Origin of the sequence: Bacillus cereus group sp. MYBK216-1 (assembly GCF_051916495.1) — a bacterium.
GTDB classification, from domain to species: Bacteria; Bacillota; Bacilli; order Bacillales; family Bacillaceae_G; genus Bacillus_A; species Bacillus_A thuringiensis_K.
In genome coordinates this window covers 350,611-377,246 of record NZ_JBQAGT010000003.1, presented here as the reverse complement: position 1 = coordinate 377,246, position 26,636 = coordinate 350,611, and the positions used below count along the sequence as shown (strand labels likewise).

Genomic DNA, 26,636 nt, shown 5'->3' with positions numbered 1-26,636 from the left:
CATTCGATTTCCTTTCAATTGAAAAGGACTATTTCTATTCAATGAATTATAATTAAATTATAAATTTTCTAACTAAAAGGAGACTTATTATGGCACTAGAAATGAAAACAAACTGTCAAATTTGTGATCAATCGCTCGAACAAGATTCTGAAGCATACATTTGTGTATATGAATGTACATTTTGCGCACCATGTACAGAAGAAAGACAAAACGTTTGTCCAAACTGCGGCGGCGAATTAGTACGTAGACCGAAAAAGAAACAATAAAAAGCAAAGCGATATCGCTTTGCTTTTTATTATTTTCTGAGTATATGAAATTATATCGAACACAACTTAAACATTTAAAAACTTCACACAAACAGGCTCTGGCACAGCAACATCAGATTGTAAAAGTGTTAACTTTCCTGTAGATTCATCTCTTGAAAATAGCACAAGATTATGTGACTTTTCATTTGTAGCAACAAGAAACTTTTCAGTAGGATCTAATACAAAATCCCTCGGCCAATTTCCTTCTGTAGATGTATGTTCCACAAATGCAAGCTCACCTGAGTTTTGATCCACACTGAAAACAGCAATACTATTATGACCACGATTACCTGCATATACAAAGCGGCCTTCAGAAGAAATATGGATAGCACTGCCTTGACTATTTTCATCAAATTGTTCTGGAAGAGTAGAAATATACTGTAATTCTGTAAAGGAGCCTTCTTCCGAGTTATATGTTAACGCAATAACCTCTGAACTCAGCTCCGTCATTACATAAGCGTATTTTCCATTTGGATGAAAAGCAATGTGTCTTGGTCCACTTCCCGGATTCACAGACAGGCTATTCACTTCTATTAATGTACTATCTTTTATTTCATACGTAATTAATTTATCTATCCCTAAATCAACACCTATCACATATTTTTCATCAGGAGTGTACCCCGCGTAATGTGCGTGTGGTTTTTCTTGTCTTTCTTTATTCGGACCTGAACCTTCATGCGCCATAATAGATGCAGCAGGATTTACAGTTCCATTTTCTTCATTTATTTCAAAAGACTCAATCGTTCCTTTATGGTAATTTGCTGTAACTACTGTATGATTTCCACTATCAACACTAATATGACAAGGAGAAGCCCCTTCTACTACTTGTCTATTTTTCGCTTTTAGTTCTCCAGTATGACTATCAATGGAATAAGCAGCTACACCGCCAGATTCGCCTTCCTTAACAACGGAATAGAGATATTCATTATTTCGGTTAATCGTTACATATGTAGGGTTATCCAACTTAGCGGCAAGTGTTACATTACCAATTTTTTTTGCTTCCGTGTCTAAAATAAACTTATATATTCCTTCACTATTTTCTTTCGTGTATGTTCCAACATATCCGATAAACTCTTTGTTATCCTTCATTTTCATAACCCTCTCTCCCTATATTTTTCATTCATCATACTTCTTAAAATATTTTATGTTGAAAGAGTATCCTAAAAAATCGGAGTACCCCTTTATACGTTACCATATTTTCTTGGTAAATAGCTTTTAAACCCACTTTTTTTGATACGCTGCTATACTTTCATATTCTTCTTCCAATTGACGGGACAAACGGATATAGATTGGCGTTAAATCTTTATATTTTTCCACACTTTCCATGTTTGGCTCATGATGAAAATCTGCACCTACCATTTCAGAAACTACATGTAACGTATCTACTTCACCTAAACTATATAAACCGAGGATGGCAGCTCCTAAGCAAGAGCTTTCGAAACTTTCAGGAACATATACGTCTTGATGGAAAATATCCGCCATCATCTGTCTCCAAAGTTCCGACCTTGCAAAACCGCCTGTCGCTTGAATTTTTTTCGGTTCGCCAATGAGTTCTTTTAAAGCGAGAAGAACTGTATATAAGTTATAAATTACTCCTTCTAAAACAGCACGTATCAGATGTTCTTTCTTATGATGCAATCCGAGTCCAAAGAAAGATCCTCGCGCATTTGCATTCCATAAAGGAGCTCTTTCCCCCGCTAAATACGGGTGAAATAATAAACCGTCAGATCCCGGATTCACTTTTGCTGCTATTTCAGTAAGCACCTCATATGGATCTTTTCCTAAGCGCTTTGCAAGTTCAATCTCTGAAGTGCCCAATTGGTCACGAGCCCACCTGAAAATCATACCGCCGTTATTAACTGGTCCACCGATTACCCAATGGTCTTCAGTTAACGCATAACAAAAAATTCTACCTTTTGGATCTGTTACAGGACGATTTGTTACAGCACGTATCGCACCGCTTGTACCAATTGTAACAGCCACAACGCCAGGATCTATTGCATTTACACCTAAATTAGATAGTACTCCATCACTCGCTCCTACGACAAAAGGCGTAGAAACAAGTACATTCATCTCTTTGGCAAACTCTTCATCTAATCCTGTTAAACTGTGCGTTGTTGGAACAAGCTTTGAAAGCTTTTCATCTGTAATTCCTGCTACATGTAAAGCCTCTTCATCCCACTTTAAAGATTTTAAATTGAACATTCCTGTCGCTGATGCTATAGAATAATCAATTACATATTCTTTATATAACTTGTAAAAAACATATTCTTTAATAGAAATGAATTTATAACTTTTTGCGAATAACTCTGCTTGCTCATTCTGTAGCCAAACTAATTTCGACAGTGGTGACATCGGATGAATTGGTGTCCCAGTACGAAGGTAAATTTCATGACCATTCATATCATTCTTTATTTTCTCCGCCCAGCTTGCACTTCTATTATCTGCCCAAGTGATACATCTCGTTAACGGCTTTCCCTTTTCATCTACAGCAATGATACTATGCATTGCCGAACTAAAAGAGACACAAAGAATATCATTCGGCTGTACACTACTTATTCGTACAGTTTCTTTAATCGTATTTATTACTGCATGAAAGATTTCTTCTGGGTCTTGTTCTGCTGTTTCAGGTGTAGGAGAATATAAAGGATATTCAATTCCATGACTAGCAATAACAGATCCATCAGTAGAAAATAGAACTGATTTTGTACTAGTTGTCCCAATATCTACACCAATCATATATTTTGAGCTCACCATCTCTTCCTCCTAACAAAAAATTGCTACAGTATCCCACCATAAAAATACATTCCTTTTATCTATTAATAACGTTGTATGCCACAATTATCTAAATAGAAACATCTTTATCTTAAACAAACATATCGAGTAGTAAAACGCCTCCAAAAGCGATAAATGAAAGTAACGTTTCTAATACTGTCCATGTTTTAAATGTTTCTTTCACTGTTAAACCTAGGTATTCTTTTACCATCCAAAAACCAGCATCGTTTACGTGTGAAAACATTAATGCTCCTGCACCTGTTGCAATAACGAGTAACTCTAAGTTCACACCTGTCGTATTTTCAACGATTGGCGAAACGATACCCGCTGCTGTTGTTAAAGCGACTGTCGCTGACCCTGTCGCAATTCGAATTAATCCAGCTACTATAAATGCTAATACAATTGGAGATAGAGCTAAATGCTCAGACATTTGAGCAATAGCATTCCCTACACCACTATCGATAAGGATTTGCTTAAATCCACCACCAGCACCAATAATCGCAACAATTGAACCGATTGGTAATAAGCTATCTTCTGTTATCTTCTTAATAGCTTTTTTATCGATACCTTGACGAAATCCAAGAAAATAGAACGCCGCAAAACATGCAATCAATAGCGCAATTATAGGACTACCGATTAATGTGATAACCTTCATCAAAGTATTAGAAAGAGGCACATAAGGAGCTGCTGCAGCTAAAACCATTAACATAACAGGTAACAATATAACTAAAAATGAAACTCCTATTCCTGGTAATTTCGTTGATTTTGTATTTACACGAATCAATTCTGGCTCATTTTCAGGAATTACACGTTTGTGAATCCATGTCGCAAATATAGGACCTGCAATAATCGCTGCAAAAAATGTAATAATGAGTGAATACATTAGTACCTTCCCAAGATTCGCTTTATAAATACCAATTGCAACTATGGCCCCTGGATGCGGAGGAACAAGGCCGTGTACGACAGATAGCCCAGCAATTGCTGGTAATGCTATTAATAAAATATTTTGTTTCGTTGTTTTATGAATTGAAATTACTAACGGCAGTAATATTAAAATGCCTACTTCAAAAAACACCGGGATTCCAATAATAAAACCTGCAATTAACATAGCCCATGGTAAGTTTTTTATCCCAAAGGATTTAATAAAGAACTCTGCCACTTGCATTCCAGCACCTGACTCTGCCATCATTTTCCCTAAAATTGTACCCAATACTAAAATACCTACTAAATGCCCGAGAACACTTCCGACTCCCATTTCATAAGCACTCACTATTTTATCCATTGGCATTCCAGACATAATTGCTAAAAACAAACTTGCAATCGTTAAACTAATAAACGCATGCCATCTCCACCACGATACCCCTAAAATAACAATTACAATTGATAATAATGTAATAATTAAAAGGTACATATTCATACGCAATTTCACCCCTTTATGTAAACCCTTTCAAAATTACTATACAATTAAGAGCACCTATATAGTTCTTTCATGAGTAAGAATTTATATATCGATATACAAATCATCTTCACAAAATAATAATTTATACAAAAAGAATCTCCCTTATCAGAGATACATGTTAACTACTCTCTCTGATAAGGGGATTTCTCTTTCATAATTATAATGTTATTTTATACATGCTTCATACGAGCATATTTTCCTTCTTCAAAAGTGAATGACACTTTCTTCTCTTGCTGTTTTCACGTAGTAAGACTACAAACTCAGGATCCAGTTTAAACGATGAAGTTACTTAAGATTTGTCCTCTTATGAAAAACAATTTTCGGAAAGCACCTTCGCTTTCATACATTATAATTTAGGCGCTTTCGCCCAATCAGCAGCAAATTTCTCAATACCTTGGTCTGTTAATGGGTGCATAGCAAGTTGTTCAATTACTTTATAAGGAATTGTTGCAATGTGAGCACCTGCCATCGCTACACGAGTTACATGATCTGGATGTCTAACAGAAGCCGCAATAATTTGTGTATCTAGTTGATGAACATCGAATAATTCAGCAATTTTAGCAACTAATAATACGCCATCTTCAGAAATATCATCTAAGCGTCCTAAAAATGGAGAAACGTACGTTGCACCTGCTCGAGCAGCTAAAAGTGCTTGGTTCACCGTGAAAATAAGTGTAACATTCGTTTTCACACCTTTTTCAGTAAGGTAGCGACAAGCTTCTAATCCAGCTAACGTCATCGGAAGTTTAACTGTAACTTTTTCATCGCCACCGTTAATTTTAATCAGTTCTTCTGCTTGGGCGATCATCTCTTCAGCTGTAACAGCATCTGGCGTTACTTCTGCCGAAACAGATTCAACTTTAGGAACTGCCTGACAAATTTCTGCAATACGGTCTTCAAATTTAATGCCCTCTTTTGCTACTAAAGAAGGATTCGTTGTAACACCAGCTAAAACTCCAAGTTTATATGCTTTTTTTATATCCTCAAGATTTGCAGTATCAATAAAAAATTTCATGATTAATTCCCTCCAGTTTTTAAACGTTGATGAGTTACATGTTTAATATGCTTATCCCGTAAAAGCCCGATTGGTGTGGAATGAAGCCCCTACTTATTAAAGTTTCACTTTATTTCTTTTCTACTGCATGTCCACCAAATTCATTGCGCAGAGCTGCTACAACTTTTCCTGTAAATGTATCATTGTCTAATGAGCGGTAGCGCATTAATAGAGACATTGCGATAACAGGAGTTGCTGTTTGAAGGTCTAATGCTGTTTCTACTGTCCATTTTCCTTCACCAGAAGAATGCATAACACCCTTAATCTCATCCAGTTTTGCATCTTTAGAAAATGCATTTTCTGTTAATTCCATTAACCAAGAACGAATGACTGAACCGTTGTTCCATACTCTTGATACTTTTTCATAATCGTAGTCAAATTCACTTTTCTCTAGAATCTCAAATCCTTCACCAATAGCAGCCATCATACCGTATTCAATTCCGTTATGAACCATTTTTAAGAAGTGACCACTACCAGCTTTTCCAGCATATAAGAATCCATTTTCTACAGCAGTATCGCGGAAGATAGGTTCAACGATGTCCCAAGCTTCTTGATCTCCTCCGATCATGTAACAAGCACCATTACGAGCTCCTTCCATTCCACCAGAAGTTCCTGCATCCATAAAGTGAATGCCATCTTTCTTTAATTGCTCATATCGGCGGATAGACTCTTTATAATGTGAATTACCAGCTTCAATTAAAATATCTCCTTTTGATAAAAGTGGTGTAACCTCATCAATAACAGAATCAACAACAGCGTGTGGTACCATTACCCAAAGAATTCTTGGTGATTGTAATGACTGAACAAGTTCACTTAAACTAGATGTACCTGTTGCCCCGTACTCTTTCATTTCTTCTACTGCGCTCGTATTTAAATCAAATGCTACTACTTCATGTTTATGATCCATTAAATTTTTCCCTAAATTTAATCCCATTTTACCTAACCCAATTAATCCTACTTGCATAATATAATTCCTCCTCAAATCATCTTTTATTAAAAATCCATATCACTACAATCTGGAATACCTTTCAGCACTGAAATGTTAATATGTACAGAAAGGTATTCACAGTCATAGCTTAAGAATTCAACACATTTTTTGTAATTTGAACAACATTTTCTGTCGTAAATCCAAATAGATTCATGACTTCAGCTCCAGTACCTGAAGCTCCAAATGTTTCAATTGATAGTACTTTTCCTTCTTGTCCTACATAACGTTCCCAACCGAGAGATACACCCATTTCAAGAGATACTCGTTTCGTTATAGAAGACGGAAGAACGGATTCTTTATATGCGTTCGATTGGTAATCGAATAGCTCCCAGCTCGGCATTGCAACGATGCGAACAGAAACTTGATCTTCTTCTAATTTTGCTTTCGCACTAGCAGCTAAGGGTACTTCAGAACCTGTCGCAATTAAAATTACATCCGGATTTTCATTCGTTTGTGTTAATACGTAAGCTCCTTTAGAGAGATTCTCTATGTTCGCTTTCGTTTCATTAAACACCGGTAAATTTTGACGGCTCAGTACTAAAACGACTGGACCATCCGTTTGCTGTAAAGCATACGCCCAAGCACTTCCTGTTTCATTTGCATCTGACGGACGGATAACTGTTAGACCAGGAATTGCTCGAAGAGCTGCCAATTGTTCAATTGGTTCATGCGTTGGACCATCTTCTCCTACAGCAATCGAATCATGTGTAAATACGTAAGTAACAGGTAACTTTTGCAGTGCAGCCAGTCGAATGGACGGACGAAGATAATCATTAAATACAAAGAATGTACTTACGAAAGGTTTTACTCCTCCATGAAGCGCCAATCCATTCGCTGCAGCGCCCATTGCATGTTCACGTACACCGAAATATATATTTCGTCCAGCATACGATTCTACTGCATATACTGCTTCACCTTTTATATCTGTCATCGTAGAATGAGAAAGATCCGCACTTCCACCGAAAATAGAAGGAATCGATTTCACATAATGATTAATAGCTTCCCCACTTGCAACACGAGTAGAAATTGTTTTTTCAGTATCAAAGGATAGAATGTCTTTCGCTTCAATTAAAACCTCACCTGTAATCGCTTTTTCTAATTCATCTGCCAGTGTAGGATTCGCTTCTCTGTATAAGTTGAACTGCTCATTCCAGTCATTGTCTTTTTCAATACCTTTTTGTTTTAGTTCATTAAAATGAGCTTTTACTTCTTCAGGTACAAAGAAATCTTCCTTATAACCCCAACCATACACTTGTTTTGTCGCTGTTGCCTCTTCTACTCCAAGCGGATTACCATGTGCTTTGTTCGTTCCAGCAACTTTTGGACTTCCATAACCTATAATGGTTCTAATTTCTATAAGAGTAGGTTGATCCTTATTTTCTTTCGCTAATGTAATAGCTTTTGTAATAGCATCGACATCGTTTCCATCTTCAACTCTTACATATTGCCAATGTACAGATTCTACCCTTTTCTGAATATCTTCAGAGAAAGCAATGCCTAATTCACCATCAAGTGAAATTTCATTTGAATCATACAGTACAATTAGCTTGCCAAGTTTCATATGTCCTGCCATTGACATCGCTTCATAAGCGACACCCTCCATTAAGTCACCATCTCCGACTAAAGCATACGTATTGTGATCTATAATAGAGTGACCACCCTTATTAAACTTTGCTGCTAAATGAGCTTCTGCCATTGCCATTCCGACAGCATTAGCAATCCCTTGTCCTAACGGGCCTGTAGTCGCTTCAACTCCAGGAGTATGACCAAACTCAGGATGTCCTGGTGTTTTACTATTTAACTTTCTGAAGTTTTTCAAGTCATCAATTGAAACATCATATCCAGCTAAATGAAGTAGACTATATAACAGACTAGATCCATGTCCCGCCGATAAAACGAAACGATCACGGTTAAACCATTCTGGGTGATTAGGATTGTAATTTAAATGATTCGCCCATAATGCATAAGCCATTGGTGCTGCTCCCATCGGAAGACCTGGATGACCTGAGTTTGCCGCATTAATAGCATCAATCGATAACGTACGAAGTGTATTCACTGCTAATTGATTTATGTTTTGTGTCATAGTAATCGTCCCCCTAAATGCTTTCATTAAAGAAAGTACTTATTTTTCCGTCTCTTGATCTAACCACCATTTAAATCCACTTTCTTGCAACAGTTCATTAGACGCTTCTGGACCATATGAACCAGACTCATATTCATAAAGCGGTAATAAGTTTTCCTCGAACGCTTCAAGAATTGGTTGTACCCATTCCCATGACAATTCAACTTCTCTCCAATGTGCAAAGAATGTAGCGTCTCCACTCACAGCATCATGAATGAGTCTTTCATACGCTTCAGGTACTCCCACATCCGCTTGCTCACAAGTAAAGTTAATACGCATCGGTTCAATTTCTCCATTTTTCAATGGATTTTTACTGTTTAACTGTAATGAAACGTTCTCACCTGGACTAATTTCAATTATTAACAAGTTAGGTGCTGCATTTGGATTACTATCTTGATATTGCTGTTTTAACGTATTTTTAAATTCAATTACAATACGAGTAGACTTTTCTTTCATTCGTTTGCCTGTTCGTATATAGAAGGGAACGCCAGTCCAAAATGGATTATCGATCCACAGGCGAGCAGCAACAAATGTGTCTATGTTAGAAGAAGGATTTACTCCTGGCTCCTCTTTGTATGCTACAACTTGCCCGCCTTTTATCTCACCTGCAGCGTATTGTCCGCGAATGATATGGCTTTGAACGTCTTCTTTTTTCACTTTACGAAGCGTTTCCATTACCTTTCGCTTTTCCTCTCGAATTTCACATGCATTAACCTTTTCCGGCAGATTCATAGCAGTCATCATTAATATTTGTAACATATGATTTTGAACCATATCTCGAATGGCCCCTGCCTGGTCATAATATCCTGCCCTTTCTTCAACCCCAACTGTTTCACTCGCTGTGATTTGTACATTCGCTATATGTTCTTTATTCCAAATTGATTGGAGAACAGGATTTGCAAATTCTAATGCTTCAAGATTTTGAATCATCGGTTTACCTAAATAATGATCGATACGGTATATCTCGTCTTCTTCAAACGTGCGACTAAGCTTATCGTTAAGCTCACGAGCAGATGTAAGGTCGTGCCCGAATGGTTTCTCAATCATCAGACGTTTCCATCCATCCGTTTTATCAAGTCCGCTTTCCTTAATATTTAAAGCAATGGTCTCGAAAAATTCAGGAGCAACGGAAAGATAAAACATTCTATTTCCTTTTATATGTAATTCTTCTTCCCTTTCACGAACGACTTGTAATAACCTCTCATAGTCTTCCGGCTTACTCACATCTAATGGACAATAGCGAAAATTATCTAAAAAACCTTCCAGTTCTGGAGTACCTTCTTCTCTATGACGGGAAAACGTCTCTATTGATTCTTTTATTCTTCCTTGAAAATCTACATGAGATACTTGACGTCTCCCAAGCCCGATAACGGATATTTGCTTTGGAAGTTTTTGATCTCTATATAAGTTATATAGTGCGGGGTAAATTTTGCGTTTCGCTAAGTCCCCTGTCGCTCCAAATAAAACAAAGGTCATTGATTCCAATTTCAGTCCCCCTCTTGTTGTATAATCCTTGTCAATATTTTAAAAATGAATTGTACAGAAGCTCATGTTTTATAAAAACAAAGAGTTATCAAATTCCAATTCTTTTTATGCCTTTCGCTTTTTAATTGTCCCCAATATTAATAGTGGCAATTCAAAGCATTTCTACCACAACTTACTTATTTATAGAATTTAACGGAATATTTTATATCTAATTACTTTTAGTAATTAGATAATCTTATGTCTAATATATTAACCACATAAATTATTATCGTCAATAAAAATGTCTTGAATTACATACGATTTATTTCGTAATACTTTTCTAAGTGTATTCCTAGTTACCATTCATTTTCAAAGATAATGATCGTTATAATAAATATCAGTTTCATCGAAATCTTCAATTAATTTCGCGTTAAACTCACGAGCAGACGTTACATTATAATCAAAAGGCTTCTCTATAATAAGACGATTTAATCCTTTTGTAGCCCACAATCCACTTTCCTTAATATTTAAAGCAATGACATCAAATACTTCTGGTATAACAGATAGGTAAAACATACGGTTTTCAGGAATATTTAATTCTGTTTCACGCCTCTTTACAAGACTCAACAAATCTTGATAGTCCTCTACATTCGCTGTATTTAATTGACAATAACGAAATGTGCTAATAAATCCTTCTACTCCTGATTCGTCATCAGTAGATCTTCTAGAAAATGTAGCAATGGATTGTTCTACCTTTGTTTGAAATTCCACATCTGACATTCCCCCTCTACCAATACCGATAATTGAAATAGATTGCGGTATATGTTGATTACTAATTAGTTTGTATAAAGCATGGTAAATTTTGCGTTTCGCTAAATCCTCTGTCGCTCCGAATAAAGTGAAACTTTAATTAGCCCTTACCAATCTGGCTTTTACAAGCAGCCCAACTCCCACCTAACTTCTTTGCTTTCGCTGAATTTTGAGGCGGGGGTCTTACTGCCCGGCAAATAGCGGCATAACATTCAAAAAAACCTTGCAGAAAAATTCTACAAGGTTTTTGTCTATACATACAAATTAATCACTATATTAAAATAAAAGAGTTTATAATTCATCACAATACTATTAAATATAAGCTGCTTTAAAGGCTTGTTGGACAGCTTGTACTTCTAATGAATCTTTACCATATAAGTTCGTTGCTACACGAATACAAGCTTCTTTTAATTCTTTAAAGTCAGAAGTCATATTTAATTCATCCGTATTTGCATAATAGAAAATATCAAACATTTTATCTTCTCCAATGCCATGTACGTTTACTCCATTATGGTTTCCACCACTAGCAATCAAGTAAGCTACTTTATTAATAATGCTAGAGTTCGTGTGTACACCACCATGATCGTGGTCAGCATCAATAGGTAAGTTATTATAATGTCTATAGTCCTCCGGATATCTAGAAGAGATAGATGATGGGTTTTTCATATCTCTAAAAATACGACCTGATTGTTCTCCCATTGTCCAATTGAACTTTCCGTTATTGGCATACTTTTCAACTGCTACTCCTAAAATATCAGATAGAGCCTCATTAATTGCACCAGCTTCTCCTGCGTACTCAAGTCCAGACTCATTTCTTGTAACCGCGTGTGTAAATTCATGTCCTGCCACATCAAATGCTCTAACAATTGGATCTCCGTATACTAGCATAGCTCCATTACTAAATGCATTAAACCACTGCTTAGGATTTCCTTTATTCGTACCATTTGTATTCCAGCCATGAACGACAGAAATTACTTTTTGTCCGTTATTATCAAAGCTGTTACGCCCATATTTTTCTTGATAAAAATCATATACTTTCGTTGCTAAATAATGGGCACTAACTGCTTTAGGATCAGTAAAATTTGTAGAATTACTTGTTACTAAATCATCGAGATAACCCCATACATTTCTTCTATAATTATTATAATCTTTATAATTAGCAGTGTATGTTTCAATTCCCTTACCACGAGAATAATCTGCAAGCATGTACGTTCCATCACTTCGCTGCGTAATTCCAAACGTACGATTAATACCTAAGTCATCTTTTCCTGTACCTGTTAATTTTGAAGGATCTTGTGATTTATTTGCTGTCGCAGATTGGACAATACTACTATCTACTTGTATACCCAATTTTTGAACGAGTTCTTTTAATAGATTACCACCAAAAGCATCAATTAATACTGTACCCGATACATATTCAGGTGTAGATGCACTAAAAGTAATTTGATATGCGTTTGTAGCTTTACTTGTATTTTCATCTACATATACTACTTGTTTAATTTCTGGTTCTTCAACAAATGTGAGATTATTCCCATAAATGTTAAAGAGCTGTTTCTTTGCATCTTCTTCTGATAGAGTAATAGGTTGTTTCAAATCTTCCTGTTGTTGTAGATCTTGGGCGCTATCCCCCGAAACACTCGTAAGTACACCATCATCATTAATATGTGCTGTTAATTGATATCCGTATACATCACGTCCTTCATATGTTTGTTGAAGACGTACCAATGTAGTACCATCATAAGATTTACGACTTTGCGTAACATTATAATTAACTTTGGATTCAGTATTAACTTGCTTTGATGATAATGCTTGTTCTGTTTTTCCTTTTAGCGCATCCTTTGCTACATTTTCTGCCGAATTTTGAGAAGGTGCTGTTAAATTACCTGTTCGGAACGTATCTTCCTTTGTTTCCACTTTTAAATCTTCTGTTTCCGCATGTACTCCTCCATAAGGCATAATCGCCGATAACACCACTCCTGTAGTTAAACCTACCTTTACGAAATTATTCATATTTTTACTCCTTTATAATCGTATTATCAAATTTAAAAAATGTATTTTAGAATTTTAAGCATAGATAAAAAATTTTAACTATAGCCAATCGTTTTTACATACCTCTCCATATATAGGTTAATAGATTGGTTTGCTACTTTTTTAGATTCAATTCATTTCTCAAAAATTACTCATTATATAAGCTATCTTTATATTTATTCATATACGTTATTTTTTGTGGTTCTGATAACATATTTATTGCCATCCACACATTCTTTTTCATTTCTAATTTTTGCATTGGTATCTCTTTTAAAAACTGATTACCTATAATCGCTTCCATTTCTTCATCAATTCTTTGTATAAGATTTTCTTCTGGATTATTTTGCAAAGAAGTATTTTTCAATCCCCATTTTGTTATTATAAATTCATTCGTTTTATTCATAGGATTAATAATAGTAGCTTTACTAGTTAATCGTTTTTTTATTTCATCATGATAGATTTTAATTCTATATCCCTCTTTTAGTGGAATGATATCTTTTACAATTATTACATTTGTTCCTTCCATTTCCTTCGTATAAATTTTTTCACCTTTTTCATTAAAGACCTCTATCGATGCATATTTTTCACCTGCATAATAGCTATGAGGCGTTTTAGTAGTAACCGTAAAAACAGCTCGCTTTTGCTCTAAATCCGTATTTAATTCAGCAAATTGGTCATCTCCTAACCCTAGGAATTGGATCGTTTGATTTACCAACTTGCCCACTTTCATTTCGTTAACATCAATAGTTAGACTATTATCTTTTTCTTTTACATAGGCATAATACGAACTGAAATGATACATAACATCTGTTTTTCCACCTGAAATCTCAACTGTATAAACCCCATTTGGTACATCTTGTAAATTGATATCTGTTGTTTCGATTGTTTTCTCTTGAATAACTATATTCCCTTCTTTTAATTTAATTTTTCCTCCTTTCAATGTATCTATTTCATTTGTATTTAAATGGATATGCAAATTCCCTTTTAGCCCAAGTGAAGCAATTTGCTGATTTGTAACTATTTCAAAGTTAGAGTTTATAAGAATCTCAGAATCAACTAGTGCTCTTGCTTTAGCTAATTGTGATTCAGGCACTATATAAGCTAAAGAAGTAACAGCCGGAAAACCTTTCGCCCTATTCATCTCTATTTGTTTATGATTAAGCTTAAAGCCCCATCTTTCAAATACAGGTGTAAAATCAACTCCTCCATTCTCACTATAATACTCATTCATCAAATCTGGTAAAGAATGGTCATCTTTTTTGAAAGCAGCATTGCTAGCTAGTTTTCGATAACCTTGATACATTTTTGCAAAAGCTTCATCGCCAGCTTTTTGTTTCGCCATCGTTAAAAGAATAAGTTTTTGTCGTAAATCTAAATCATCATAATTTTTATTTTCTTTCATTAAAGCATTATATAAATTCCGTTCTACCTGTTCCTTTTTCCCGAAATTAAACAACCAACCAACTTGATCTGCTTTTTTGCCGTATTTACTATATTGATATTGAACACCAAATAGATTATTAGAAACTTCTCCTGTAAATATTCCTTGATTATCAAAACCAGCTTGGTATCCATGAGCGATTTCATGTAAAGTTCCCCAACTCAGTTTATCTAACCACATTTTTGTACTATCTGAACTATTCGCTGTCCAATTTGTGCCATAATAAGCACCGCCAGCACCAGATATATCTGCTTTTAAAAAATAACGATTTTGACTTTTTTTATTTTCAAACGCTGAACCATCTAAACCAATAATTGAATCATACATCGCAAAAATATCTTCATAATACGCAATTAACTCATCCAACGATTGAAAATCTTTTAAAGATCTTACTAACTCTTTATCTTTTTTAGGTACAAATAATTGAAAACTCTCCCCTTGAATTAACGCATACTCTCCATCAAATTGATCCCATGTACTAAAAAATTGAGATACACTTTCTTGTTGTTTATAAATGGGAAGAGGCTTAGTAGCACTTTCATTCCCTACTTGGTACTCAAGTACAGCATGCTCTTCACCATACGGAGTATCTATGAAAGGAACTAAAGGCGTATCACCTTGAATGGTAACCCATTCATTTCCTACTTGTATGGATTTTTCATTTTTTGAGTCATTAGACAATAAACGTAATGTTAATTTGTCTTTAAAATTAGGATTCGTTTGTCTTACCTTTAGTGGTGTATTTCTCTGCAAAATAAGCCCTAAATCTTGTCGATCGTGATATTTCCCCTTACTTATGCCCGCCTGAAATATCCAAGTAGGCTCTTCTAAACTAGTAATTTCTTTTACATTTGTCCGTTCATCAGCATGTAAGTGTATATTTCCTATGAGGAAAAACATTGTATACATTATGCCTATAACAAGTAACCTTTTCATTTACATATCTCCTTCTCTATTTTTTATATACAAAATACAATAAAACCCTCCTTCTTCACTTATAACTGTCGTCAATAAGTTACTTATCAGTGTAATTATTATAGTTACATTAACTCGTGATTATCAATCATTAAACGTATGTAATTTTGCATATATGAATATTTTGTGATAAGTTCCAAAATATCGTATAATTATCAATATTTTTTCAGACATTATTCAATAAAAAAACACGAAGACTCTTAAGTCTTCATGTTTTTTATACATGTTATTACACTTGTAATTGAATTAATTACTAAAATCTTTTTAATCGTAAAAAATCAATTATTTTTAGGCTAATAGCCATACGTAAACTTTTATGATTTACTCATCCTTTTTGTTCTGTAATATTAAATTTTGAAACCAATTCCGTTAATTCTTCCACCTTTTCTTTCATTTTGTTGGATTGGATTGATATTTGTTCAATTGATACGGCCTGTGATTGAATTGAATTTACTGTTTGAAGAGTCTCCTTTTTCACATCCGTAGCAGTTTCAGAAACTAGCGAAAGAGAAGCATTTACTTCTTCTGTACCAGCAGACATCTCTTCTGTCGCTGCGGATACTTCTTGAATTTGACCTGTAATCTTAAGCAGCTTCTTTTCCTTCTACTGCCTTTTGTTGTCCTTTTTGCATGACATTAACTGTATCTTGGGTATCTTTTTGAATCGATTTTATTAAATGATTAACTTCTTTTGCAGATTCTTTAGATTGCTCAGCCAAGTCTCGAACTTCTGCGGCAACCACTGCAAATCCTTTCCCATTCTCTCCAGCACGTGCCACTTCAATAGCGGCATTTAAGGCAAGAAGGTTCGTTTGTTCGGCAATATTAGTAATTGCAGCGAGAGCTGTATCAATCTGTTGTGTACGTGTAACAAGTTTATTTATTACTTTTGATGTTTCCTCGACAACATCATGCACACTATTCATTTGAAGAATAGAGTGATTTATCACTTCACTACCGATATTTATTCGTTCTGTAGTCGTTACTGCTACCTCAGCGACTACTGCTGAAGATTCAGCTACAGTTTGCACCCCGGTTGTAATTTCTTCCATTGAGGATGGGCTCTCCTGAATACTAGTTACCTGTCCTTCTATTTTTGTTTTTACTTCTAGAACAGTCTGTACAACCTCATTTGAAATACTAGACGCTCGATTTGTATCTTGTACTACGCCCTCCGTAGGAAAAATAACCTCTTGTGTTGTCATCTTAACATTCTCAATTAATTGTTGAAGGTTATCTAACATACTATTAAAAGACTGAACAATATGCCCTAATTCATTATTTGCTTTATAAGGAGTACGTGTTGTTAAATCTCCAGCTGCTACTTTCTCCATATCATTTTGTAGTAATGCAAGTGGTTTTCGGATAGTTAATTTAATAATATATCCAATTAATATAATTATTAAAATTGCTAAAATCGAAATACTAACAAACATTATCATTGTATTTTGAGCACTATTATTATTTTCCTTCTGTAAAAGCTCTGCATTATTACTATTATATAAAATCAATTCACAAATTGATTTTATTGATTTTTGCATATTAGGTTCAATCTCTTTTAGGTAATATGCATATACTTCTTCATTATTAGATTTTCCTAATTCTTGTGCTTTCTTCATTTGAGTCCTTAATTCATTAAATGTTTCATGAAACGTGTTATATAATTCTTTTTCTTTAGTAGAAATAAGTTTAGCCTCAAACTGCTTTAAAAGATGATCATTTTCTTTACGAATTCCATCCATTTCTCTTATTAATTCGTTCATTCTTTTTTCATCTTTTGATAACATTATTTCCATAAAGTTCATATTAACGTGATAAAAATTAGATTCTACAATCCCAATCCACTCAATTGGTAGTAAATTATCCTCATACATATTAGAGGAAGTACTTTTCCCTCTTTCTAATCCCCAAAACCCTATTAGGGATAATACTATACATGCAATACTTGATATCGTTATTAATATGTTTAGTTTTGTACCAACCTTACTGTTTCTTAATAATTCCAATTTCATATTTTTTCATTCTAATATATAGTTTAAATAATGTATTTTATAATAAGAATCCAAAAATTCATGATTATGAGCACACCCCATTAAATCTTGAACTTCTCATCCAAAATATCCACAAATATTGTGGCACCAGGGGAACCTATCATTGATATATAAATTATACTTCCATACAAGACTAGCTTAAAAATATTTTTCTTATTGCTCATTTTTCTATTTCCTCTCTATTAGAAGTACTTCTAGCACATCACACTAATAAAAACGATAGTATTAAAAAAATAAGGAAAGACATAACACCTATGTCTTTCCTCTAAAATTGTAACACTCAATATGCTCTTGGCTCTATTTGATTTTCCAGTTAAATCCTCGCATTTCTTTCTTTATAATATTTCCTAACTCCGTCCAACTTGTAATTCGCGGGATATTGAGATGTTGATTGTAAGAAGTATTTTTTGCATACACATTTATCGGTTTTCCTATTAACGTTTCTAAGACTGCCGGCTTATCATCAAAGAAATAGTTTAATTTTATTTCTTGTATGAAGTGTATTTTTTCTTCATCCTTCATTCCATAGAAAAAGCGATCTTCATGTACCGGAAAACCTTTTTCTATTAACCATTTTTTTGTTTGCTCTCCATGCTCTTTAGGTCGCGCTGTTATATAGTATATTTCATGTCCCTGTCTTTCTAATTCTTGCAATGTCTCTACTGCATATGGAAACGGTGAACAAGAAGTATAATAAATCTCATCCAGCAAACTATTCCACATATGACTACCTTCCTCCGAAGTCATGCCAAATGCTTCATGAATTTCAATTGTTTTTAAAGAATGAAATACATCCAATCCTACTTTTTTGTTTAATTTTTTATTATATAAATGAAAAGCATGCTGCCTTAAATCAATTAACGTATCATCGATATCAAATCCAAACTTCACTCTTCATCGCTCCTTTCTGCAATCCATTTATCGGAAAATATAAGTAGTTTTTATTCTCCTTATTTCTCACCTTTCTGATATTCTGGGTAACCAATAAATCTATAATCTTTTCCAACCTGGGTAAATGATATATCCTTAAATTCAATTGCATCTTGCATTTTAGTAATACCAGCCCCCTCTACAAAGCTAGGCGCCATTCTACCCCCAATCATTTTAGGTGCAATATATAAAATCAGTTTATCTATTAATTTATTTTCAATAAACGAAGCATTTACCTCTCCACCACCTTCAATAAGCAGGGAGGAAACTCCTTTTTCCCCTAAAACATCAAGCATTTCATATAAGTTTATATGCTTTTCTCCGCTAGTAACAAATACTTTGACTCCTGCATTTTCTAATGCTTTCTTTTTTTCCGCTGCATGATTACTTGTTGTAAATATCCAGGTAGGAGCTTCTCCATCTGTAATAACCTTAGCTTCCATTGGTATGCGTAATGTTGAGTCCAATATTACTCGAATTGGATTTCGCCCATTTGGAATACGCGTTGTCAATGATGGATTATCCTCTTGTACAGTATTTGCTCCTACTAAAATGGCTGCATTTTCATTTCGTATTTGGTGTACTTCCTGTCTCGCTTCTGTAGATGTGATCCACTTACTATCCGATAAAGAAGTAGCAATTTTCCCATCTAATGTAACTCCTGATTTAATCGCTACAAATGGGCGCTTTGTCAAAATATATTTATTAAAGACTTCATTCATCTTTTTAGATTCTTCTTCACACACTCCTACAAGTACTTCAATACCTGCATCTTGTAGAATTTTAATTCCACGTCCAGAAACAAGCGGGTTTGGATCAAGTGTAGCAACTACTACCTTCTTAATTCCTGCTTGTACAATTGCTTCTGCACAAGGCCCTGTTCTTCCATGATGAGAACAAGGTTCAAGAGTTACATAGATTGTACCACCACGCGCCTGTTCTTCCGCCATACGTATCGCATGTATTTCAGCATGTGGTTCTCCAGCCTTCATATGTGCTCCGACCCCTACAATTCGGTTATCATTTACAATTACAGATCCAACCAATGGATTTGGAGTCGTTTGTCCCTTCATAGCCTTGGCATTTTCTAGTGCTAGCTTCATATACAATTCATGCTCAAGCATGTAAGTGTCCCCCTTCAAAATGTCCAGAACGCTGAATCTTCGTTTGCAAATATTTCTCATTAAACTCTGAGACATCACCCCATAACGGTTCACGACTCGTAACATTTAATCCAGCTTTTTGTAACGCTTCTAATTTTTTCGGATTATTTGTAATAAGTTTTACAGGTTTTGAGCGTAGCGCTTTTAATACTTCAATTGTATCATCATAGTTTCGAACATCATCTTCAAAACCTAGGTTCAGATTAGCTTCTACTGTATCTAACCCATTTTCTTGCAAGAGGTACGTCATAGCTTTACTAAACAAGCCAATTCCTCTTCCTTCATGATTCGCTAAGTAAAATAATGCGCCTGAACCATGTTCTGTAATCATTTGTAAAGACTGCTTTAATTGGAATCCACAGTCACAACGTTTACTACCAAAGATATCACCGGTGTGACAAATACTATGCATACGAATTAGGGCATCTTCAGAATTCTCAAAATCACCATATACAAGCACACTAGATTGCTGCATATCAGCTAAATTAATAGATGAAAGTTTTTCAATAACCCCTTCTACACTATTTGTACCCTCACTACATTGTAACCAAGAATACCATTGAAAAACTTTAGTCTCCCCATATAAATTAATTGGCAATTTGATAGGGCCTACTAAATAAATATCCTTTCCATCTTGATGTATAAATTGAATTTTATCTTCTAACATATGAATTGTATCTGTTGTAACCATTAGGTACCTCCTAGTATAGAGAATCTCTAAAATTCTCTTCCATTGTTATATTTTTTATTGTTTAACTTACACAACGTAAGTGTTTTTACAGATGCTATTCTTTTTTCTCTCAGCTTATATGCAATATGTATCATTACAACTTTGGCCATTTAAAGAAAAGAGTTTTAGTTACATAAAACAACTTAGTTACTTTATGTAAGTTAGTATACATTTGTAATTAATTTACGTCAAGTAATTAATTATAAAAACATTTGTTACTAATAGTAAGATGTTATATAATTTATTTTAGGAGGTGAAGGAAAATGAATGATTCTACATTATGCCCTCGCTTTGAAAAAGGAATGAAATTTTTTAGTCAACGATGGACAGCACTAATTATTTACCAACTTTTTTCTGGATCTCAGCGCTTTTGTACGCTTGAATCTTCTCTTCCTGTTAGCGGAAGATTACTTTCAGAAAGATTGAAAGAATTAGAACTAGAAGGAATTGTCGAACGTAAAGTCTTTCCTGAGACACCAGTTCGTATAGAATATTCTTTAACTCAAAAAGGATTTGCTTTAGAAGCTATTATTCGCGGAATAGAAGAATGGTCACAGGAATGGATAGAACTTGAGGAATAACATAAAAGCTTTTTCGTATATAGTTTTAAGTGTCAAATTACAGATACCTATTATTAAAACGCTAATTTTTCAAGCATTTATGAAAAGCTAGCGTTTTTTAATAAATAAAATGTAAGAAATAAAGCAAGGTGATCAAAACGATCACCTTGTTACCTTACAGATTAAAATAGTGTTTTAAAATCTTTTATTCATACATACTCGATTAATAAAAAAACGAATAAGTTTTTTTATTACTAAACAGTTTTATTTTTACAATACAGTTAGCTTCTCCTGCTATTTGCGGACAGTAAGACCACCACTGATTAAATTTCTATTTTATTACATTCGAATATTACTTATGAAATTTCACACGCTCTTCAAGTGGTTGGAATTCTTTTTCACCTGGTGCAGCTGTTGGATTACCAAATGGCATTTGTGCAATTAGTTTCCAATTAGCAGGGACATTCCATTCTTGTTTTACCTCATCGTCAATTAATGGATTATAATGTTGTAAAGATGCCCCTAATCCCTCTGCTTCTAAACCTGTCCACACGACTAATTGGTGCATACCTGATGCTTGGTGTGACCAAATTGGGAAGTTTTCAGCATATGCAACAAATTTTTCTTGAAGCGATTTAACGATAGCCTCATCTTCAAAGAATAGTACTGTTCCATAACCAGCTTTAAAAGAATCCATTTTTTGTTGCGTTCCTGAGAATTCTCCATCTCCAACTACTTTTCTTAATGTTTCAGTTGTAATATCCCATAATTTATCATGAGCTTCACCAAATAATACAACTAATCGCGCAGTTTGAGAATTGAAAGCTGATGGAGTATATTTCACAGCAAACTCCACAATTTCTTTAATTTTTTCATCCGATACTTGTACCTCTTTATTAATTCCATAGTAAGTACGTCTTTCTTTCAGTGCAGTATAGAAATCTTTTGTCATAATTCCATTCCTCCTAAGTTTTAATATTCTTCAAAAGGATACATCTCAAAGATAATATGCGTTTAAATGAGTTCATTTTTGAATCATTGAACTTCCTATCACCCATTGCCAGTCATTCTAAATCTAAACACACTGCTTCCTTCAGTTTCCCTAAAAAAAGCCTTATAACATCATTCATAAAATCTAATCATCATTCGGTATTATTTTACCCATTCTCTATTCATGTATCCTGCTTGTTTCATATTTACACAAACATGAAAATAAGCTTAAATTGATAGTTAAAAAGCCAGGTAGCATGAATAATGCATTACCTGGCTTTTTACATTTTAAATTTAACTAAATATTACTAACGAACTGTAGTAGAAACCATACTGGTCACTTATTTAATAATTAACATCTCATAAGGATTTACATATTAATAATTGCTTATAATACTCCATTATCTAATATGAAAGTATAAAAATACTTTCATTACTGATTCAACTGATTTTTCACCGCTCTTATAACCAATTCATGATCTTCTTCTGGTGGTAATCCTGAAACTGTTATCATTCCAATAACCCCTACGTTTTTTATTCTGATAGGAAAGCATCCACCAAACGCAGCATATTCCGAAGTATCTAAAAGATATTTTTCATTATATGAAATTCCAGTTATTTCACTTTGTATCTGCATATAATACGAGCTACGATCATGTAGGGAAACGACTCGTTTTTTACGCTCAATCCATTTCGTATTTTCCTCATTTGTCCCTGTCATCTTGAAATGAAATAATTGCACACCATTTTTCGTTATATCAACAGCAATCAATTTCCCCTCTTTCTTCGCTGTTTCAACGATAAATAAACCTATTTGCAAGGCATCTTCATTTGTAAAAGAGGAAAATTGAAGTGTTTCCTCCTCTTTTAAAATTTGTTTACTTATTTCATTCAAATTTGAAGTACTCATATCTTTAACCTCCATAATTGTTTTATGCCACACCGACATTTTTTCGAAATTATTAGGCCATATAGTACAACCTTTCAATCAATTTGATTCTAAATAAACTACTGTAACATCTTTGGTAACTAGTAGTACCGTAAAGCTTGTTTTCTTCTTACTGGTGCTATTATGAATGACATTCAAAGTTATAAAAAGTACTATTCTACTTATCCCTATCTTACAGAGACTATTATGAAATATATTTAACATCTTAAAAATGTATGTACTAAAGAATAATATTTTTAATCACTAACTTTTTTGATCAATCGTTATAATCCAATTTCATCAAAATTTTTATCAATTATTACACTATCCAACAATAGGAGGAAACAAAGATGGATGAAAATATATCCAAAAGCTGAAAAGCAGTTGAGTCCCTTGAGAGAATAGTTATAATTCACTACATATAGAAATAAACATACAAAAAACGCCATCCTTTCCTATAATTCTAAAGAAAGAATAGCGTATTCTTTTCAAAAATGATTTCTTTTATTGAGAAAATTTGATTCTATATTATACATAAAAGGGCAACCAGTGCTAAAACAGCTGGAAGTCCTTGTTTCACAATAATTGATTTATTAGATGTGAAACCTCCGAAAATAGCTGCTATCACCACACAAATCACGAAAAATAATTGGACCATATAACCAATTGGATTGAGCCCAAGTACAAGTCCCCAAATGAGACCAGCCGCTAAAAACCCATTATATAAACCTTGGTTTGCAAACATAATGGCTACGTTTCGATCTCCTTCTAAATGCTTCGGTAATTTGAAAGCACGTTTTGCTACTTTTGAATCAATAAAAAACATTTCAAGGATCATGATAAACAAATGTTCTAATGCTACGATCCCGACTAAAATAGCTGCAATTATTTCCACACTATTCTGCCCCCTACACTCTCTATTCTTTAATATTCTCCACATTTTTTTGCATCTGTAATAGAACATGAATAAGTATTTTGCGTTCTTCTCCACTGATATTTACGAACATTTCTTTCATAAAATGTTCCTTTTCTTTCTTGTCAAAACATTAATTGATATATCAATTATTGATACATCAATTAATATACACCTCTCTTTTTATTTTTGCAAGTTTTTTTGCTCAATTGGTTTTATTTTGTTCCAGCAACTTTAAACCAATTCAAAACATCAGTTTGCATTTCTAGAAATCATAATTACTTTAAGTTCATTCTAACAATCATATTTAACTAAATATATAAAAGAATTGAGTTATATCTCCATCAATTTATAAAAATTAATTTTTTCTAAAAACAGATACTTTACGTTTTTTATAGTAATAAAAATCATTTTTTGTTTCAGAAGCAATCCATTTTGTTAGCTTGATGGGCATAGGATAGCACCCAGATGACGAACCAATTATCTTTCAAGAAGACGGCTAGAAAACTGGATTTGGTAGGGGAGTTGCCTACTTCCCCAATCCAGATGGTACTAATTTAGAGCTAATTGCTCCAAAAAGGCCATTCAGACGTGAATAGTTAAAATAAATTAATACCGAAACAAGCCACCTTCTGCCTGGAAGGTGGCTGTTTGTCGGCAAGTTGATAGAATGACTAAAAAAGGACAAACTCTCCAATGTGAGAAGTTTGTCCAAAAAGTTTTTCATGTTAACTATTTTTACACTAATACGAATAATAATGAATTAGAATAATGACTTAATACTTGCTAAGACAGTAAGTACACCTACAATAATAACAAATACGTTGCTCATTTTCCCTTTGTATTTAGCTAGTACTGGCACTTTTTGAATCGCATACATCGGTAATAGACATAAGATAGCAGCAACTAAAGGACCGCTTAGAGAATCAATAAGTCCAAGAATACTTGGATTTGTATAAGCAACAAACCAGCATGATAATACAACAAAAGTAAGGATTACTGTCTTAATTGTTTTTTCTTCAATATCTTTTCCACGTGATTTACCAAACTTAATAATCATGTCACGCATTACTTCAAATGCTCCGATATAATGGCCAAGGAAAGACTTTGTAATAGCCACAAAAGCAATAATTGGAGCTGCAATAGTGATTACAGGCGAATTAAGCTCATTAGCAAGATATGAAAGTATTGATAAGTTTTGTTCTTTTGCCATTTTTATATCATCTGGAGTCAAGCTCAATGCGCTACTCCAAACGAAGAACATAACAACAGCGAATGTCATGATATAACAAACCTTTTGTATTTGCGCACATTTAGCATCAGTGGCTTCGATTCCATACGTAGCTCTCTGTTTCACAACAAATGATGAAATCATAGGTGAATGATTAAATGAGAATACGATGATTGGTAGAATCATCAATATCGTCCCAAAATAGCCTGTTCCTGTTGAAGCAGTTGAAACAGCTGAAAAACTAAGCATTGACGTATTCCACTGTGGAATTAAAGATATTGCGATAAAAAGTAGAGAAACTATGAAAGGATACACTAACATACTCATTACCTTTACAGTAATATCTTGACCAAAATTCAGTATAGCGATAAGACCAAGAACTAATACAAGTGATAAAATAGCTCTTGGAGGTTCTGGCATGTGCAATTGATGCACGATAAAACTACTTGCAGTGTTTGTAAGCGCAACCGAATACATTAGCACGATTGTATAAATTGAACCGAAATATACGATGTTAAAAATGATACTCGCTTTATTTCCGAAATACTCTCTAATTGTACCTGTGATCCCCTCATCAGCAGAATTAGAAGCGTATATCATTTTAGCAAGCGCCCTATGTGAGTAGTACATAACTGGATATGCAAGTAATGTAATTAGTAGTAAAGATAATAAACCACCTGAACCTGCATTAATCGGTAAAAAGAGCACCCCTGCTCCAATTGCAGTTCCAAATAGACTCAGTGCCCATGTAGTATCCTGCTTATGCCACTTTTTCGGATCTGCATATTGCTCATTTTTTAGTGCGGTATTTTCAGCTTGAACTTCTATTTTCTTTGCAGTATTCCCGTTCATATAATAACTCCCCCTTGTATCTATTCCTGCATCTCTCTTTGCATCTAACAAATATTCCCTTTCTGGAAAATGAATTCCTTACAAGTTGCCCCACATTGTATGTCCTTCATCATAATGAATCCAAATTGAAACATTCACTAATTAGCGTCCTAATATAATTGTTAGCGTTCACAAAAAAGTTTACTCGTAATATCCGCTCTTTATATAAAGACCCCTTAAGAGAACAATATAGAATAGACTTCATAAATACGTTGCAACATTTCTAATAACAGTGTATTACTTTAATGGTTTCTCTTTTTTACTTTTAACAGTAATTTTAGCTAAACCGGCCTCTCTTAATTTGCGAGGCATTTCTTTCTCAATTCTATACATTACCTTCATAACTTCGGTAGCACTGATGATATTGCTTACACAAGCCACTGAAGCACATTACATACATTTCGCCTCTAATCACACACCTTTCTTACTAAGAATCGCATTTTTTATATTTTCTCCAGAGATAATAAAATTTCTCTCGACGCCCTCATTATAACGTGTATATTTATAAAATTAATATTTTTATATTTTCAGAAATATTAAAGTGGAATAATTTTATACAGATAATATTTTACAGTTAGCATGTAGCCATTGTTTTTATAGCTTAAAGCTGAATTAGTTAGTAAAAAAATACAATAATACATTATCTTTCTAGGTGATTTATTATAAAGACACTTATATCCACTTTTATCAAAAAATTTTATTTTAAACATAAAAGATATTGTAATAAATAATTAATGTAGGTAAAAAGAAAAAAACCAAAAATACATAAACCAAATTTCAGGATATATATTATCAATATTGAATTCATATACAATTTAAAAAGCTACA

18 protein-coding genes and 3 pseudogenes are annotated in these 26,636 nt (G+C 33.9%); 3 read left to right on the top strand and 18 right to left on the bottom strand.

The window, feature by feature from the left end:
- The first annotated feature begins 89 nt into the window (after positions 1-89).
- The gene (locus ACTFRH_RS12145; RefSeq protein ID WP_001162791.1) at positions 90-266 is read left to right on the top strand and encodes a DUF1272 domain-containing protein; all 177 of its coding nucleotides are present in this window, start codon (positions 90-92) and stop codon (positions 264-266) included.
- 66 nt (positions 267-332) lie between these two features.
- Here the strand turns inward: ACTFRH_RS12145 and ACTFRH_RS12140 are convergent, their stop codons facing one another.
- The 14 genes and pseudogenes from ACTFRH_RS12140 to ACTFRH_RS12075 form a co-directional block, all read right to left on the bottom strand.
- A complete protein-coding gene (locus ACTFRH_RS12140; RefSeq protein WP_000782213.1) occupies positions 333-1,400 on the bottom strand; it encodes a lactonase family protein in 1,068 nt (355 codons plus the stop codon).
- A 120-nt stretch (positions 1,401-1,520) separates the two neighbouring features.
- The gene (gene gntK, locus ACTFRH_RS12135) at positions 1,521-3,062 is read right to left on the bottom strand and encodes a gluconokinase (RefSeq protein WP_000254932.1); all 1,542 of its coding nucleotides are present in this window, start codon (positions 3,060-3,062) and stop codon (positions 1,521-1,523) included.
- Between the two features lie 109 nt (positions 3,063-3,171).
- On the bottom strand, positions 3,172-4,497 hold the full coding sequence (gntP, locus tag ACTFRH_RS12130; RefSeq protein ID WP_001057597.1) for a gluconate permease GntP: 1,326 nt from the start codon (positions 4,495-4,497) through the stop codon (positions 3,172-3,174).
- 388 nt (positions 4,498-4,885) lie between these two features.
- A complete protein-coding gene (fsa, locus tag ACTFRH_RS12125; protein WP_000667679.1) occupies positions 4,886-5,554 on the bottom strand; it encodes a fructose-6-phosphate aldolase in 669 nt (222 codons plus the stop codon).
- 109 nt (positions 5,555-5,663) lie between these two features.
- Complete coding sequence (gnd, locus tag ACTFRH_RS12120) at positions 5,664-6,557, bottom strand: phosphogluconate dehydrogenase (NAD(+)-dependent, decarboxylating) (RefSeq protein WP_001195925.1); 894 nt, start codon at positions 6,555-6,557, stop codon at positions 5,664-5,666.
- Between the two features lie 112 nt (positions 6,558-6,669).
- On the bottom strand, positions 6,670-8,664 hold the full coding sequence (tkt, locus tag ACTFRH_RS12115; RefSeq protein WP_000193052.1) for a transketolase: 1,995 nt from the start codon (positions 8,662-8,664) through the stop codon (positions 6,670-6,672).
- A gap of 39 nt (positions 8,665-8,703) precedes the next feature.
- On the bottom strand, positions 8,704-10,188 hold the full coding sequence (gene zwf, locus ACTFRH_RS12110; RefSeq protein WP_000445368.1) for a glucose-6-phosphate dehydrogenase: 1,485 nt from the start codon (positions 10,186-10,188) through the stop codon (positions 8,704-8,706).
- Between the two features lie 348 nt (positions 10,189-10,536).
- Positions 10,537-11,052: pseudogene (locus tag ACTFRH_RS12105) on the bottom strand (glucose-6-phosphate dehydrogenase); the annotation flags it as partial.
- Between the two features lie 237 nt (positions 11,053-11,289).
- Positions 11,290-12,987, bottom strand: coding sequence for a M4 family metallopeptidase (locus ACTFRH_RS12100; protein WP_001058950.1), 1,698 nt, complete (start codon positions 12,985-12,987; stop codon positions 11,290-11,292).
- A 166-nt stretch (positions 12,988-13,153) separates the two neighbouring features.
- Positions 13,154-15,382, bottom strand: coding sequence for a putative mucin/carbohydrate-binding domain-containing protein (locus ACTFRH_RS12095; RefSeq protein ID WP_000826240.1), 2,229 nt, complete (start codon positions 15,380-15,382; stop codon positions 13,154-13,156).
- Positions 15,383-15,746: 364 nt separating this feature from the next.
- Positions 15,747-17,427, bottom strand: a pseudogene (locus tag ACTFRH_RS12090) (methyl-accepting chemotaxis protein).
- 342 nt (positions 17,428-17,769) lie between these two features.
- Positions 17,770-18,363: a 5' nucleotidase, NT5C type gene (locus ACTFRH_RS12085; RefSeq protein ID WP_000668228.1), complete on the bottom strand. Its 594-nt coding sequence runs from the start codon at positions 18,361-18,363 to the stop codon at positions 17,770-17,772.
- A 59-nt stretch (positions 18,364-18,422) separates the two neighbouring features.
- Entirely contained in the window at positions 18,423-19,526 is a 1,104-nt protein-coding gene (ribD, locus tag ACTFRH_RS12080) for a bifunctional diaminohydroxyphosphoribosylaminopyrimidine deaminase/5-amino-6-(5-phosphoribosylamino)uracil reductase RibD (RefSeq protein ID WP_000889423.1), read from the bottom strand.
- Positions 19,519-20,256 carry a GTP cyclohydrolase II gene (locus tag ACTFRH_RS12075; protein WP_000258861.1) on the bottom strand — a complete coding sequence of 246 codons (738 nt, stop codon included), beginning with the start codon at positions 20,254-20,256 and terminating at the stop codon, positions 19,519-19,521. The genes ribD and ACTFRH_RS12075 overlap by 8 nt, the downstream gene beginning before the upstream one ends.
- Before the next feature lie 302 nt (positions 20,257-20,558).
- Here ACTFRH_RS12075 and ACTFRH_RS12070 point away from each other — a divergent pair, with 302 nt between their 5' ends.
- Entirely contained in the window at positions 20,559-20,876 is a 318-nt protein-coding gene (locus ACTFRH_RS12070; protein ID WP_001000104.1) for a winged helix-turn-helix transcriptional regulator, read from the top strand.
- A 331-nt stretch (positions 20,877-21,207) separates the two neighbouring features.
- On the opposite strand, the gene ACTFRH_RS12065 is transcribed toward ACTFRH_RS12070, so the two are convergent.
- The 3 genes from ACTFRH_RS12065 to ACTFRH_RS12055 all read right to left on the bottom strand — a co-directional run bounded on the left by ACTFRH_RS12065 (position 21,208) and on the right by ACTFRH_RS12055 (position 23,668).
- Positions 21,208-21,807 (bottom strand): nitroreductase family protein, encoded by a 600-nt coding sequence (locus ACTFRH_RS12065; protein WP_000158943.1) that lies wholly within the window; start codon positions 21,805-21,807, stop codon positions 21,208-21,210.
- A 471-nt stretch (positions 21,808-22,278) separates the two neighbouring features.
- The gene (locus ACTFRH_RS12060) at positions 22,279-22,794 is read right to left on the bottom strand and encodes a heme-degrading domain-containing protein (RefSeq protein ID WP_116777641.1); all 516 of its coding nucleotides are present in this window, start codon (positions 22,792-22,794) and stop codon (positions 22,279-22,281) included.
- A 502-nt stretch (positions 22,795-23,296) separates the two neighbouring features.
- The gene (locus ACTFRH_RS12055) at positions 23,297-23,668 is read right to left on the bottom strand and encodes a DUF1304 domain-containing protein (RefSeq protein WP_000402471.1); all 372 of its coding nucleotides are present in this window, start codon (positions 23,666-23,668) and stop codon (positions 23,297-23,299) included.
- 482 nt (positions 23,669-24,150) lie between these two features.
- On the opposite strand from ACTFRH_RS12055, the pseudogene ACTFRH_RS12050 reads away from it, so the two are divergent.
- Positions 24,151-24,285 (top strand): annotated as a pseudogene (locus ACTFRH_RS12050) (VOC family protein); the annotation flags it as partial.
- Between the two features lie 164 nt (positions 24,286-24,449).
- Here the strand turns inward: ACTFRH_RS12050 and ACTFRH_RS12045 are convergent.
- On the bottom strand, positions 24,450-25,769 hold the full coding sequence (locus ACTFRH_RS12045; RefSeq protein WP_001014169.1) for an aromatic amino acid transport family protein: 1,320 nt from the start codon (positions 25,767-25,769) through the stop codon (positions 24,450-24,452).
- Positions 25,770-26,636: the final 867 nt, after the last annotated feature.